The 14,664-nt window shown below is 45.0% G+C and carries 10 protein-coding genes; 1 reads left to right on the forward strand and 9 read right to left on the reverse strand.

All coding sequences use genetic code 11. The features are described 5' to 3' along the window. The first annotated feature begins 100 nt into the window (after positions 1 to 100). Positions 101 to 1,243 (forward strand): YfbR-like 5'-deoxynucleotidase, encoded by a 1,143-nt coding sequence (locus AC0VYE_RS24285; RefSeq protein ID WP_475443149.1) that lies wholly within the window; start codon positions 101 to 103, stop codon positions 1,241 to 1,243. Between the two features lie 55 nt (positions 1,244 to 1,298). Here the strand turns inward: AC0VYE_RS24285 and AC0VYE_RS24290 are convergent, their stop codons facing one another. From AC0VYE_RS24290 to AC0VYE_RS24330, 9 genes are all read right to left on the reverse strand, one after another. Further along, a complete protein-coding gene (locus AC0VYE_RS24290; protein WP_475443150.1) occupies positions 1,299 to 2,915 on the reverse strand; it encodes a glycoside hydrolase family 3 protein in 1,617 nt (538 codons plus the stop codon). A 31-nt stretch (positions 2,916 to 2,946) separates the two neighbouring features. Beyond that, complete coding sequence (locus AC0VYE_RS24295; RefSeq protein ID WP_076270203.1) at positions 2,947 to 4,587, reverse strand: response regulator transcription factor; 1,641 nt, start codon at positions 4,585 to 4,587, stop codon at positions 2,947 to 2,949. Next, the gene (locus tag AC0VYE_RS24300; protein WP_339204018.1) at positions 4,584 to 6,395 is read right to left on the reverse strand and encodes a cache domain-containing sensor histidine kinase; all 1,812 of its coding nucleotides are present in this window, start codon (positions 6,393 to 6,395) and stop codon (positions 4,584 to 4,586) included. The genes AC0VYE_RS24295 and AC0VYE_RS24300 overlap by 4 nt, the downstream gene beginning before the upstream one ends. A gap of 19 nt (positions 6,396 to 6,414) precedes the next feature. Further along, complete coding sequence (locus AC0VYE_RS24305; protein ID WP_076270205.1) at positions 6,415 to 7,260, reverse strand: carbohydrate ABC transporter permease; 846 nt, start codon at positions 7,258 to 7,260, stop codon at positions 6,415 to 6,417. After that, positions 7,260 to 8,141, reverse strand: a complete 882-nt coding sequence (locus AC0VYE_RS24310; RefSeq protein WP_076270206.1) for a carbohydrate ABC transporter permease — start codon at positions 8,139 to 8,141, stop codon at positions 7,260 to 7,262. Before AC0VYE_RS24310 ends, AC0VYE_RS24305 begins: the two co-directional genes overlap by 1 nt. A gap of 94 nt (positions 8,142 to 8,235) precedes the next feature. Beyond that, entirely contained in the window at positions 8,236 to 9,606 is a 1,371-nt protein-coding gene (locus AC0VYE_RS24315; protein ID WP_076270207.1) for an extracellular solute-binding protein, read from the reverse strand. A gap of 193 nt (positions 9,607 to 9,799) precedes the next feature. Next, the gene (locus AC0VYE_RS24320; RefSeq protein WP_475443151.1) at positions 9,800 to 9,991 is read right to left on the reverse strand and encodes a hypothetical protein; all 192 of its coding nucleotides are present in this window, start codon (positions 9,989 to 9,991) and stop codon (positions 9,800 to 9,802) included. A 9-nt stretch (positions 9,992 to 10,000) separates the two neighbouring features. Then, on the reverse strand, positions 10,001 to 12,901 hold the full coding sequence (locus tag AC0VYE_RS24325; protein ID WP_475443152.1) for a DEAD/DEAH box helicase: 2,901 nt from the start codon (positions 12,899 to 12,901) through the stop codon (positions 10,001 to 10,003). Next, a complete protein-coding gene (locus tag AC0VYE_RS24330; RefSeq protein ID WP_076270210.1) occupies positions 12,898 to 14,508 on the reverse strand; it encodes an SWIM zinc finger family protein in 1,611 nt (536 codons plus the stop codon). The genes AC0VYE_RS24325 and AC0VYE_RS24330 overlap by 4 nt, the downstream gene beginning before the upstream one ends. Between the last annotated feature and the right edge of the window lie 156 nt (positions 14,509 to 14,664).

The raw sequence follows: 14,664 nt of genomic DNA on the forward strand, positions 1-14,664 counted from the left end.
TACCTCTTCTAGTCGATTTTGTACATAAGCTATATAATAACATAGACACTCCGCACATGAACGGAAACTCTTGAACTTCGACTAAAAAGGAGCCCGATTTATGAAAAACGGTAAATTCACCAATACGATCATTCGGATGCAATATGTACCTAGATGGAGCGAATACGCTCCACGATTTGAGGATAACGCCTCCGCTCATAGCTTTAGATGCGCTGCATTGTCGATTTTGATTGGTATTATTGAAGAAAAAATATTCAAGCAGCCGTTAGATAAGCTGAAGCTTGTCGGAAGATGCTTATGGGGTGATCTCAAAAACACGGGCACCGGCTCCATTAAGCATGTCACCAAAAAAGAATCGCTCGTTATGAATCATATCCGAGACTTCGAGATGGAACTTAGCAAGGAGATTGTCTCGTACCTATCCAAGTCTCTACAGGCTCAAGCCTTCGATTTTATCGTCCATGCACAAGATGATTCACCTATTGGACGCTTAGTTGATGCCATCGATACGCTGGATGCCTATTTGTATTGTCACAGAGAATCCCGTTATGACACGAATCCTTTTTTTCATGCCAAATATAAGGAGCTCGAACAAGTGCTGCGAAGCACAGAGCTTCCATCCCTACACTGGCTGCTCGATGAGTACGATAAACATGATGGCTTTTATGAATTTATCCAATACATTATGAATCTCGATACCGTAAAAAGATGGAACGGCAGCTATAATCTCGTTCCAGACAATGATGCGACACATTCCTTCCGAGTCGCTTCACTTGCTTTGTTTAATGGGCTGCTTGAAATCGAGCGCTTCGGCAATAAAAATATCGATCTCTATAAGCTGCTCGCCAAAGCTGCCCTTCATGATTTACCTGAAGCTTTATCCGGCGATGTTGTATCGAATTTCAAGCACAATAATCCAGACATTAAACACGCTTTCGAGCAATACGAGAAAGAAACCGCTCAGTTCATGATTAATAAGCTTCCATCGTTTTTTCATGAAGATATGACCGAGTTCATTGTGCACAGCAAGTCAGCAGATGCAAACGGTGAGCTCGTTGATATTTCTGACAAGCTGGACGCCTTAATCAAAGCAAGCCTTGAGATGCGAAATAATCCTCATTACGCTGATACTTATTATAACCAGCTGGTTAAGGTTCAGCATCGCTATGAGAATGACTGTGTTGTTTTTTTCCTTGCTTATATTTTGCATGACTTAACCTATTCCAATTTAATTGGACAATAAGTGTTCCATACAAAATAGCCGCGAGATATATCTCGCGGCCCGGCTTTGGTTTATATTAGCTATGAACAGCAGCACTCCAGCCGAATGGGTACGCAGCCGAAATTTCTAACGGCAGCTTGCCTTGCGGCTTAAGATCACCTAACAATACTCTCGCAGCAGCAGCAAGCGCGAGTGGACGACACTCATACACTGCCATGTACGTTTTTACTTCCGGGTATAGCAATAGATCAAGCGGGTTCCGAACCGACACAGCTATCGTACGCTCCGGTGCCAATTTTACGACCTCGCGTGCAATATCGCGCTCTACGGGATGCTTGGAAGCGTCGTAAGTGACAACGACGATTTGTGAGAATGTTTCCAAATCAGCGAGTGGATGGTCATCATCCATTTGACGCTCGACGATATTAGCTCCATACTCTCCAAGAAAGTGACCTAATGAGCCGTCGCCTGAAAGCATTTCGTCAGCTACCGAAACAGGTACTATTTTCGGCCACAATACGAGCGTGCTTTTCTCGCGGCTTAATGGCAGCAATGGCCCTTCATCTTTTACTAGCGTAACTGAAGCCTCACTCCATTTAATTGCAACAGCTCGATTTACTTCCGTACCAATTTCCCATTCCACTTGTGACCACGGCAGCAAAGGCTCCTCAAGCACAAGCTTCTCCTTAAGTGTCATAATCCGATTAAGCGCCTCGTTAATACGAGCTTCTGCAAGTTCACCATTCTCAACAGCACGCACAACGGCTTCTAGGGCAGCCCATTGTTTATCAAATGTATGGCTGATCAGCACCATATCGGCTCCCGCTTGCAGCGCCTTAATAGCGCCTTGCTCTGGTCCATAGGTTTTATCAATCGCATCCATCTCTAAACAATCTGTCACAACAATCCCGTCATAACCAAGCTCTTTGCGCAGTAAACCCGTGATGACAGGCTCTGACAAAGTCGATGGCACGCCTGATGGATCAAGCGCAGGCAAGCAAACATGCGCTGTCATAATGCAGTCCGTACCTGCTTCAATTGCAGCGCGGAACGGCTTCAACTCAATCGCGTCTAACCGATCACGCCCATGCAGCAATATCGGCAGCGCATGATGGGAATCCACCGCCGTATCGCCATGCCCTGGAAAATGCTTAACTGTCGCAGCAACTCGTGCAGCTTGATAGCCTGCTACTGCGGCTGCTCCGAGTTCCGCAACAACATCAGAGCGGTCGCTATACGAACGTACATTAATAACGGGATTATCCGGATTATTGTTAACATCAATACAAGGCGCATAATTCATCGTAACACCCAATTGACGAAGCTCTTCACCACATACAAATGCTGTCTCTCTAGCGCTCTCCTTATCGCCGGTTGCACCAAGTGCCATGTTGCCCGGCATAAGCGTTACACCGTCAACTAGTCTTGCAACCATGCCGCCTTCTTGATCGATCGCTACGAATAGAGGCGGATTGCCAGCTTTTCTTGCGATGCTTTGAAGCTCGCCGCTAAGCTTGTGCACCTGCTTAGCATCCTTCACATTGCGGGAAAAATAGATCGTTCCGCCAATGCCGCTCGTTTCAATTAACTGTTTGATTTGCGCCGTTGGCTCAAAGCCATGAAAACCAAATACAAATAATTGTCCAACCTTCTTCTTCAAGCTCCAGTTATCCCACTCACGCGTTGTCGTCAATGCTTCCCCGTCCCTTCACTTATCAACCCTATTACGACGGCTCATTTAAAGCCTCGTTATGTTGTCCGCCCTCTTGCCGTCTCGTACGATAATCGGTAGGATTCTCACCTGTATATTTCATAAATACTTTTGTGAAATATCGCCGCTCCGCATAACCGACTTCCTTCGCGATTTGTGCAACACTCTTGAGCGATTCCCCAAGCATTGCCTTCGCGCGCTCCATCCGCTGCCGCGTTACATATTCGATAAACGTTTCGCCAAAAGTCTGCTTGAACAATAAACTAAAATAAGAGGTGCTTAAACCGACATGAGTTGCCGTTTCTTCTACACTTAGATCGCGATAAAGATTGCGGTCCAAAAAGGCTTTCGCTTCAGCCATTGAACGTTCCGATTGCTTTTTCTTATCCATAGATTTCTCCGAGACCGTATTCGTAACTTGACGAATAACTGATAATAAATCCTTAATGCCAAAGCGGCGATCCAATCTGCGCCAAAGCATATCCTCTTGCTCGCGAGTAAATACGCCCATTTCTTTCATCTCACGCATAAGATGCAGGACAAAGAAATGAAGCAGCGGCTTCACACGGTTTAATGAAGGCTCATTCATTCGCTGCAGCAGCAGCGTAATACTTTGAAGCTCGCTGTCCACGCTTATCGTATCCCCGCGTTTAACCGCTCCAATTAATTTTTCCGCAGTATCCCAAAACGCTTGATCTGCTTGCGATGATTTTTGCTGAGCAGATGGATAAATGGCGATAATATCATGGACAGGCGTGAGCTGCATCCCTTGCTGTACTAGCTTATAGGCTTGGGATAAGTCAGCAACCGCTGCAAACTTATGATAAATACCTGCAAATAAATTCAGCTTTACATGGCTCTTAATCGCAGACAACAACATGTCTGCCCAGTTTTTAATGAAGGCAATATCAAATTCAGCCGTTTTCTCCGTTTCAATGAGTACACACCACTCACCATCTCGAATTTGAATAACCGCATGATGCAGCCCATTTTGCTGCAGCTTCTCACGCAGTACATTACATACAGCAAAATTCCACAGCTTTCTTTCCTTATCGGACCAGTCGCGCCAATCCTTCGTCTTCTCCGAGCTTACATCAAGATCAAGCACAATTAAGACGAACTGCTGCCGCTTGAGCTGCTGTTCATCTCCGGTCAAGAGCCAATTATCTGCAGTAACATCGGTATAATCCATAATAATATCGTACAAAATTTTCTCGCTAGCGAGATCGATCATCCGGCCAAGCTTCTGCTTCTCTTCCTGCTGCAGCTTCTGCTTACTGCGCTGAGTAGACATCACTCTAGCAATAACACCTGTCAATTCATCATAAGGTATCGGCTTTAAGACGTAATCATTGACGCCAAATTGAATTGCTGTTCGCGTATAAGCGAAATCCTGATATCCCGACAGCATAATAATATCGCAAGCCATTGCTTTATCACGGATATGCCGAACAAGCTCCAAACCGTCCATAACCGGCATGCGAATATCGCACAGTAATAAGTCAAAGTGTTGCTGCTCCATAAGCTCTAACGCTTCAACACCATTTTTAGCTGTACCGCCAACGGTGAGCCCTAGCATTTCCCAGGGAATAACTTTTTCTAAATTTCTCGTAATATGTGCCTCATCGTCAACTAGGAGTACTTTACCCGTCATAGCTGATCACCTCTGCTCTTCGGAATTACACAGCGAATAACGGTCCCGCTGCCCTCTTGACTACAAATCCACAAACCGAACGCAGGACCATAATGTATGCGCAAGCGATCTGCAACATTTCGTAATCCAAGTCCTCTTCTTTCACCCATTTGCGCAGCATCCGTCTGCTTGCTTTCAGAGTCTGACTCTGCTGACAGCTTAGTCAGCACTCTGGAGCTCATGCCTAATCCGTTGTCACGAACCATAATGACGATCTGATGAGGCTCAGCAGTTACATCAATCGATATCCTGCCTTGTCCGTCTTCATAACCATCAAACCCATGCTGAATGCTATTTTCTACGAGCGGTTGAAGCGAAAGCTTTAGTATGGAGAAATCAAGTGCTTCTGCCGGGACATTCAATTCGTATGAGAAAAGCTCCTCGAAGCGGTATTTCTGAATTTCCAAATAACTGCGGACATGCTCAATTTCTTGGCTGATCCTTATTTCTTCGGATTGATGCATGCTTGTGCGAAGCAAATTGCTTAATCTGCGCACCATCAACATAATTTTTGCGCCTTCATTTTGTGCTGCAAGAGCATTAATTGATTCAAGCGTATTAAATAGGAAATGCGGTTTAATCTGTGCCTGCATAAGCATCATTTCCGCATGCTGCTTACGTGCCTGCTCTCTGCGCACTTCACTTAGCAAATTGCCGATTCGCTCAACCATACTATTGAAGCTGTTGGCCAGTAGAACGGTTTCATCCTTACCTTGAGCTGTTACTCGAATATCAAGTAATCCCTGCTCAACCAATCTCATTTTACGAACCACTTTAATGATCGTTTTGGCTACTCGGTTAACAAAAAAGACGTTGAACAACACCGCCGATAGCAAACCAAGGACCGTAATCATTCCAATCCACTGGACAAACCGAACATTTTCGTTAGTAAGTGAATCCCAAGGCTTTATGGACACAAGTATCCAACCATTGCGATCCAATTGATAGGAAGAAACAAGACTGTCTATTCCTTCAAACTTTTCTCGCGAGCTGTTGTAGTTATTCGTGTGCTGCGGCAATGAATCGGTCTGTTCATTTATATTATGACCATCCATCTTTTTTTTGCTGTCTAGCATAATAAGGCCTGCTTTATTGACAATGAGGTATCTTGTTTCAGCTGCATTGGATTGCGGGTTTTGAAAGGTTTTGAGCATGCTCGATATTTCTTCCGTTTTGTACTGCGTAATCATTACGCCCAAATCATTAAATGACTCAATGTCCTTAACGACTCGAATTTGTGTAAATAGTGGCGGTTCAACACCTGTCAGCTCACGCTGTTCATAAGGTCCAATCCAAAGCGGACGTCCGCCAAGATTCATAACATCCTTATAGACGGAATGCTGTTTGAGCATATCGAAGGAAATAGGTTTGAACGTCGTCGGATCGTTGCGATAAGAGCGAAACATCGTGCCATCCTTCGCGTACAGCACAACAAAGCTGACAGCGGGATGTTGGAACAAAATCCGTTTCATTTCTTTCTCTGCTTGGTTAATTTGAATGAGCGTGCCGGCATCATTAGAATTATACGAGCTGTATTTCAGTGTTTCCTGCACCTCTGTGCTCGTTAAATTACCATCGGATAGCTGATCAAGCTCTCGAAAGAAATAATGAATATTGCCTCCTACAGCCCTGAGCGAAATTTCGGTTTGCTCGCTATACTTTTTCTCCAGCAGCGTCTCAGAGTTAATGAATGAGAATATGCCGAGGCCAATCATCGGAATGACGATCAGAAATATGAATGCAAGCATCAATTTCGGTCTCAAGTTCATCTAGGAGGCTCCTTCTTTCTTAACCCTTCACACTGCCTGCAGTCATACCTTCAATGATTTGACGCTGCAAGAACACATACACAACTAGGACCGGAATAATGCTTATGATTACCGCAGCAGACAGCGATGCAAAGTTTGTGCGGTAGCCATCATTAAAGGTTGCCATACCCGTTGGCAGTGTTTTGAGTGATTCAGATGTTATAAATAGTTGGGACAAAATATATTCGTTCCAGTTGCCAATGAAATTTAAAATAAATACAGTAACTAGTGCCGGCATCGAAATCGGAATAATAATTCTGAAGAACAAACCGCTTGCGCCTAGCCCGTCCATAATGCCAGCTTCCTCAAGCTCATTTGGAATCGAAAGCATAAATGCATAAATAATAAACACGGTTATCGGCAAAGCATATGTGGTGTATACCAAAATTAATGACCAATGCGTATCGTATAATGGCTGTCCAAACAAATGGATCTTTTGAATTAAACGGTACAACGGGATAAACAATGCACCCGCTGGGACGATTAGGCCAAGTAAAATGAAATTATAAACAGCTTTATTCATCTTCGTGTATTTCATCCGCGCAATCGCAAATGAAGTCATCGCTGCAAAAAGGAGCGTCAATACACAAGCTGCAACGGTTACAATTGTACTGTTCAGCGCATATTTACCAATATTAGCCGTTTCCCAAGCAGCGATATAGTTATCGAAGTTAAAGCTAGTTGGCAAAGACCATGTATTTACTGTTATTTCACGGTTTGTTTTGAATGATGACATGAATAACCATAACAGAGGGAAGAGCACTACTGCAACATACCCCATTAAAAATGTATGCATCCACCATTGTGTGCCTCGGGAACGTTCCATTAGTACTGCACCTCCTCGCTTTTTGTGATGCGCTGTAAAATACCCGTAAGAATCAAAATAATAATGAACATCGCAACACCGATCGCGCTGCCATATCCAAGTTCAAGAGAGCGGAAGCCAACTTTAAGCATATAAGTCGCCATAACTTCTGTGGATTGGAAAGGACCGCCGTTCGTCATGATTTGTACGATATCAAGCACCTTCATCGTTCCCGAAACAGAAAGAAGCAGCATTACAAATAGGATTGGTCTTACGAGCGGCAATGTGATCATCCATGTTTCTTGCCAGCCGGTTACGCCATCCAGCTTAGAAGCTTCGATAATTTCTTTCGGAATGTTTAGAATTGCTGCCAAACAAAGTACTATGAAGAAGCCGATATTTTGCCATGCATTCGCGATAAGAATCGAGAGCATTGCAAGCTTGGGATCCGACAACCATTCGCGCGCCCAGCTTTCCGGTGCAACTAGACGAATTAATTGATTGATCATTCCTGAATCATAGTTGTACAAAACGCCGAACAAAATGGCTACAGTAGCCGTCGATATAACAACCGGCACAAATACGGCCGATTTGTAAAAGTCACGCATCCGTCTAACTTTACTAATAATGATTGAAATCAAGAAGACGAGCGGAATGTTCACGATTAGGGAAAACGCCATGAAATAAAAGTTGTTTAAAAGTGCTTTTCTAAAAATTTCATCCTGCCACAATCTCGTAAAGTTATCAAATCCGATAAACACCTTCTCAGTAATGCCATCCCAACGAAAGAAACCGTAAAAAAAAGATACGATAACGGGATAAACAAAAAACAAAGCATATAAAGCAAGCGTCGGAATAATGAACGCCACGTAAGTAATCGGATTTTTGAGCGCTCTGTTCATAATGTCCTCCTTTTGTCCTAGCGTTAAAAGAGGGTGCCCTCCAGGAAGGAAGCACACCCTCTTGCATAGCAGGATCGAATGTAATGTGTTGCGATTACTTAGCTGCGTTCGCTTTATCTTGCGATGCTTGAATTTTTGCAGCTACTTTTTCTGGTGTGCTTACTTTACCGATAAGCTCTTGAATACCAACGTTAATGTCAGCGCCTACTGCTGGTTGAACGATTGCATCATATGCTTTCCATGAGCTGGAAGCGTTAGCCATAACCGTCAAGATTTCAGTTGTAAGCGGGTCAACACCAGATAGATCGCTTAGTTTCAAAGAAGGAAGCAATTTGTCTTCTACCAAAGTACGTTTTTGAACCTCTTCGGAATAGAAGTTAGCGATAAATTTCTTAACTGCTGCAATTTGATCTTCAGTTAGCGTAGCAGAGAAACCAAAGCCGTTTGAGTATGAAGCGTTGATTGAAGTTTGGTCGCCAGCGCCGCCTTCGATTGACGGGAAGCCGAAGTAACCGATTTGACCTTTAAGATCGCCAGCTTCGTCGCCTGAGAAGCGGTTAGCATCCCAAGTTCCTGTGAATACCATTGCAGCTTTACCAGAAAGCAATTGCGCGCCTTGATCAGCATAAGCAAGACCTAGAGCACCTTTAGTGAAGAAATCTTTGTTAACAAGCTCAGCATATGAAGTTAGACCTTTAACGAAGTTAGGATCAGTCCATTTTGCAGTACCAGCAACAACATCGCTGAATGCTTGGATACCAACGTTACGCTCCATAACTGTGTTCCAAAGCATACCGTTTACCCAGCCGTCTTTAGCAGCCAAACCGAGTGGTGTGTAGCCAGCTGTTTTGATTTTTTCGGAGATTTCAACCAATTGCGTCCAAGTTGTAGGAATTTCCAAACCTAGCTCAGAGAAAATTTTCTTGTTGTAGAAAATCGCTTCGCTATATCCGCCGAAAGGAAGGCCATAAACTTTGCCATCTACAGTGAACTCGTCCAAGCTTGCAAATTTGTCTGTCAGACCAAGTTCTGCAATGATTGGTGTCAAGTCAAGCATGCGGTTAGCTTTTACATAAAGGTTAAGGTCTGCTCCACCGAATACTTCAAAAATATCAGGAGGGTTGCCAGCAGCCATTTCAGCTTTCAGCTTTTGATCGCGGTTAACGATCTCGTCGATACCTTCAAGCTTGAAAGTAAGGCCTTTATTTTCGTCTTGTGTTTTTGCAACAACATCTTCAAGAATTTTCAAACGAGTTTTGCTTGTTTCTTTAATTTGAGTGTGGCGAAGGGACAATGTTACGTCCTTTGCTGGTGCATCGGTTGCTGGAGCATCAGTTGCTGCATTCGTTGGTGCATTTGTTGCAGCGCCTTCATTTCCTTTACCAGCATTGTTACCGCCGCACGCCGATGCGACAATCATAAGGGAAAGCAGCGTAGTGGCAATTAGTGTAGATCTCTTTTTCATTGGGAAGACCTCCTCGTTTATGGTGTTGCTTGTTTGCCTCGCACCTTTATTATAGTCCTGCAGAATCAATTGAAAGGAGGTCAAAAAAACGACGAGTTAGGGAGACAATTCTCTCATTTTTCAAAAGAGGGATAAAATCTTATAGCCCGTCGGGTTACTTTTCCCGACGGGCTATGTAAATTAATCTTACGTTTTAGTAACGCATATCCTTCGTTATCCCTCTAACAACCTCATAAAATCGCTGCCACTCTGGAATAGAACCTTGAATATGGTTATTTTCCGCTATAATATTGTTTTCATTATGTGATGTTTTATCTTCACTATTCGTTTTTTGACCTTCAAGCTGCAATTTTTCTTGTTTTGCACGTAAACTGCCATCCGACAATTATATCCCTCATCCCTTTAGCCAGCCTTTTCGCAGTGCAAAAAGCTCCCTAAGATCCTCAGTAGACATTTCCGTAATCCACTGCTCCGATTGACCGACCACTTGATCGTTAAGCGACTGCTTTCGCTCAATCATCTCGTCGATCTTCTCTTCAAGCGTTCCGAGTGTAATAAACTTATGCACCTGAACCTTTTTCGTCTGGCCGATTCGAAATGCCCGGTCGGTCGCTTGGTTCTCAACGGCAGGATTCCACCACCGGTCAAAATGGAAAACATGGTTTGCGGCGGTCAGATTAAGACCCGTTCCCCCCGCCTTTAGTGAAAGGACAAATGCAGAGCACGGCTCCTCCGCATTTTGAAACTGCTCAATCATTTGATCCCGCTTCACCTTAGGCACGCCGCCATGCAAATACGGAACCGGTAATCCAATACGCTCCTCAAGCAGCTGCTTCAGTTGGTGCCCCATATCGATATATTGGGTAAAAATAAGGCAGCGTTCGCCTTCGGCAGCTATTTCCTCGCACATTTCAAGCAGCCTTGCTACTTTATTCGAACGTTCTATTTCCCATAAAGCCGCGGTATCCTCATGATTAAGCAGGGAAGGATGATCACATAATTGTTTCAGCTTGGTTAAAGCTGCAAGAATGAGACCTCTGCGCTGCATCGGACCTAGTTTATCCAAATTCTCAAGGAGGTCTGCGACTAAATTCTCATACATCGCACCTTGTTCAGCTGTCAACGTCATATACAGCTTCGTTTCATTTTTATCCGGCAAAGAAAGCTGAATCGAAGGGTCCTTCTTAATTCTCCGCAGCATGAATGGTTTAACCCAGCTTTGAAGGCCAGCAATAAGCTTCTCATCTCGTGTTTTCTCTATCGGTGTGACGATCTCCTTGCGGAACTCGGTCATATTGCCAAGATAACCCGGATTTATAAAATCATAGATCGACCAGAGCTCTGTCAATCGATTTTCCATCGGCGTTCCTGTCAGTGCCAGGCGATGATTCGAAGGCAGTCTCCTTATTGCTGTAGATTGTTTTGTATATACGTTTTTAATATTTTGCGCTTCGTCGAGGCAAAGAGCATCCCAATCCACTAAACACAAATCTTCTTCATCCAGCTGTGCCAAAGAGTAAGAAGTTATGACCAAATCTGCCCCTGAAACGGAATCGCGGAAAGATTCGCCTTTCTCCCGTTTATTGCCGTAATGCAGCATGACATTAAGCGAAGGAGCAAAACGCTCGAGCTCCTTCTCCCAGTTGCCTATTACTGAAGTTGGGCAAATAAGCAGCGAGGGCCCTCCCATTTGAAGCTTCTTCTCCTTAATATAAACAAGGTAAGCCATAAATTGAATCGTTTTTCCGAGTCCCATATCATCTGCAAGCACACCGCCAAGCCCGAATTTCCTAAGAAAAAGCAGCCACGATACGCCTTCATGCTGGTATGGTCGAAGCTCTCCCAAAAACGTCGCTGGAATTTCCGCCAGCGGTATTTCCTTAATTTGCTGCAGCTGCGTGAGCCATGCGGTTAGATGGTCATTCAGCTCAACTTCCGTGTCCATAGACGAATCAAGCTCACCGCTGTCATCGAGCGGGATGCCGCCTCTTAAATGCATTTCCAGCACATCACGGAAAGATAGTCCTTTGCGCTTACCCATCCGCTTCAGCCACTGTTTAATTTGCGTCACATCTTGTGGATCCAAATGAACCCATTCGCCTCCGACATTGAAGAGACGACGGTTTTGCTCTGCCAATTGCAGAAATTCGGCTTCGGTCAAATTCACATCACCAAGAGCCAGCTTCCAATCAAATTGTACGATTTGATCAAGTCCAAACATGGGCTGAGCTGCTGAGCCAACTGAAGATTTCATCTTCGCCTTCAAACGAAGCTTGCGATTGCGTACCGCTTCCCACCAGCTAGGCAATAAGACCGGACAACCTGCCTCCAGCAATTGAACGCTTGCATGCTCAAGAAACTTCCATGCTTCATTATCCGATAAGGTGTATCTTAGCTTGCCGTCGTTTTCCGCTTCTGTTAAATCAGGCAGAGCACTCATCCATTTTTGCTGCTCCTTAGCCAGCTTGCCATCTAGAAGCGGAAGCCATTCTGACGGAATGATTTGTCCATCATCCGTATCCGCTTCCCAGCCTTCCTCACTGATATTCTGGCGAATAGGCAGCCACGGTCCTCCATCACGATTTTGCAGAGCGGGTCGAAGCCTCCAAATGGATGACTCCTGCGGCTCCACCAGCTGAAGCGCAATTCGGAATGGAAGGACATCCTTCCTAAGCCCAATGGCAATGAGCCAATCTTCCTCATCAACTGCTTTTCTCCTCAGCACCGCTTCTCCAGAAGCATTGCCTATTTCTCTCCAAGCCTGTGCAGCCTGTTCGTTTTCTTCAATCATTTGCTCAATTGCTCCGCTAATCCACTGTTCAATTCCTTTATCGCCGTTCTGATTAGCAGCTGCTACAATAGCATTCCATTGCTGGTTGCGCTCGGCATCCTGCTCAGGAATAGCCATTCTCCAGCTTCGCTTCTCTTCGGTCCAACGCTCCCAATCAGGCATATACCAACCATTAAGAAGCGCAATTCTTATTATCTCTGCCATTTGCATCAAGACCGTCAAACGCTCCGTCCACTCTACTTGAAGCAAGCGAACATGCTGAGGCGAGGATAAATAATCAATGGCAAGGAGCGGAGGAACCTTCAGCATCTTACGCTCACCAACACTGACTTCCTCGACATCAGCTCCATACCAAGATGCCTTGTGCCATGCGAACAATAAGGATCGCAGCTTGCCATCCGCGGAATCCTTGCGATCGACAGCGCTTAACCAAATGGACGTACCCTCTTCTTCGTTCCAAAATCCGTCTATCGTCAACTTGCGCGCGCCAATGTAAGTTCTCATGTAACTATTTTCCCTTTCCACAGCTCTTCCTGAAATGCTCGCAATCGCTGATGCTTACTTACAAGTCCAGAAATATATTGATTCCATCTCACTTCATCTTTATCCGCTTTATATAACCGCTCCAGCTTCTTAAGCTGCTTAACCGCAATTCGGTAGCCTTGACGGTTCCGTGATTGGATGGACGATTCAACCGATTGATGGTACATGGGCATTAGCGCGCGAGGCGCAAGCTTAGCAATTTCTCGAAGCGCATGAGCGCCGACATCCTCAGGGCTTGATCCAATCAGCATTTGCAAATCAGCCCATTCATCATAACGCTTCTGACCCAGCCAATGGTCAGATAATTCTGAATAAGAATGGGGCAGCAATTGCTTCATATAATCGGTCCATATCGGCATCTCAGGCCGGTCAAGATCTGCTCTTCGGCATAATGTAACGAACGGTCCCACCGAACGGCCGTTTTTCGATTTATTGATTCGCTCGAACAAGAAGCTCATCCACTGCTCTACAAGCTCCCATTTTCCTTCTTCCATCCGCTGGGCGGCGCAAGGATACATCACTTTTTGAGAGCGCTCAAAGCTTGTTAATGCAAAATTTGCAATTGCCTTCTCATCCTGTTTGTCAAAAAAATACATGATGCCAATCGCAGTATGCAAAAATGCCTTATTGACGTCTTCGACATCTTCATTCATCGACAGCTCAACCATCGAAGCTAACTCCCGCTCAAACCAGCTGCGGCTCTCTGAAAGCTTCTCGCATAAAACTAAATAGATATACTCCCAGTCAAAAAGCTGCTTTTCGGTACTCGATGCCCATACTTTCACTCGAGCGATTAATGCATCCGCCCAAGCTTCTTCCCGCAGCTCCATTGCTTCGGGAGTTAGCTCGGATACCAATGTATATAAATGCTCCACCCAAGGCTCTGCCATCCGGATGAACGACATTTCATGATAATATCTGCTGAACGAGTCCACCGTATTAATCGCTCGCTCTGCTTGCTCCAGCACAAAGATGATGGCTGTTGACCAATGCAAACGCTGCATCCTTTTTTCCCAATCCTTAGCTAGCCCCTTTAATGAGGACAATAATGGTTGAAGGGCATGGAGAGAGTGCCGACATTTCCGCCAAACGTCGCCATGTGTCGCTTCCATCCATTCCAGCCACTCCTCAGCTGACGCTTGTTCACCGGGCTCGCGAGGCAAAGCAGGCGCTGCTTCAGGCGGCGGTGCTGCAGCCTGTGTATTTTTGAGCAGCGCACTCGCGGAAGACAACCCCAGCAAGCGAAAATAGGATCGCTCTGCCAGTGTATGTCCCCCTTCCTGCTGACTGCAATATTGAAAATAAACAGCAGCCATATGCTTGCAAAATCCTGTATAGGGACAAGTACATGAGCTATAACGCAGCTGACCAGCATCAAGGATGACCGCATAAAGATCCGATCCTTGCACGACCCCATAAAGATGATCATGGCTCCCCTCATTCGCGCTGTTCACTTTACCTTCCATGTAATAATGCCAGCCCCGCTTCATAATCGTCGTCTCAACATGGACGTTCAGTTGTTGCTCAATTAGCGCGTGCAGCTTTTCATTGAGGTGCATCATAGACATTCACCCGCTTCCTTTCCGTTCACTTGCATTCTTACTATTATACCAAGCCAATAAGGCTGGTGCCATCATTTGACGTTAAAAGCTGGATTACAATTGCAAATGAAATAAGCAGCAGCATAAAAAAAGCCTTGCCGGCGAAGAACTCCGCTCGGCAAG

The sequence above is a fragment of the Pristimantibacillus sp. Z349TD_6 genome (genome assembly GCF_056173205.1).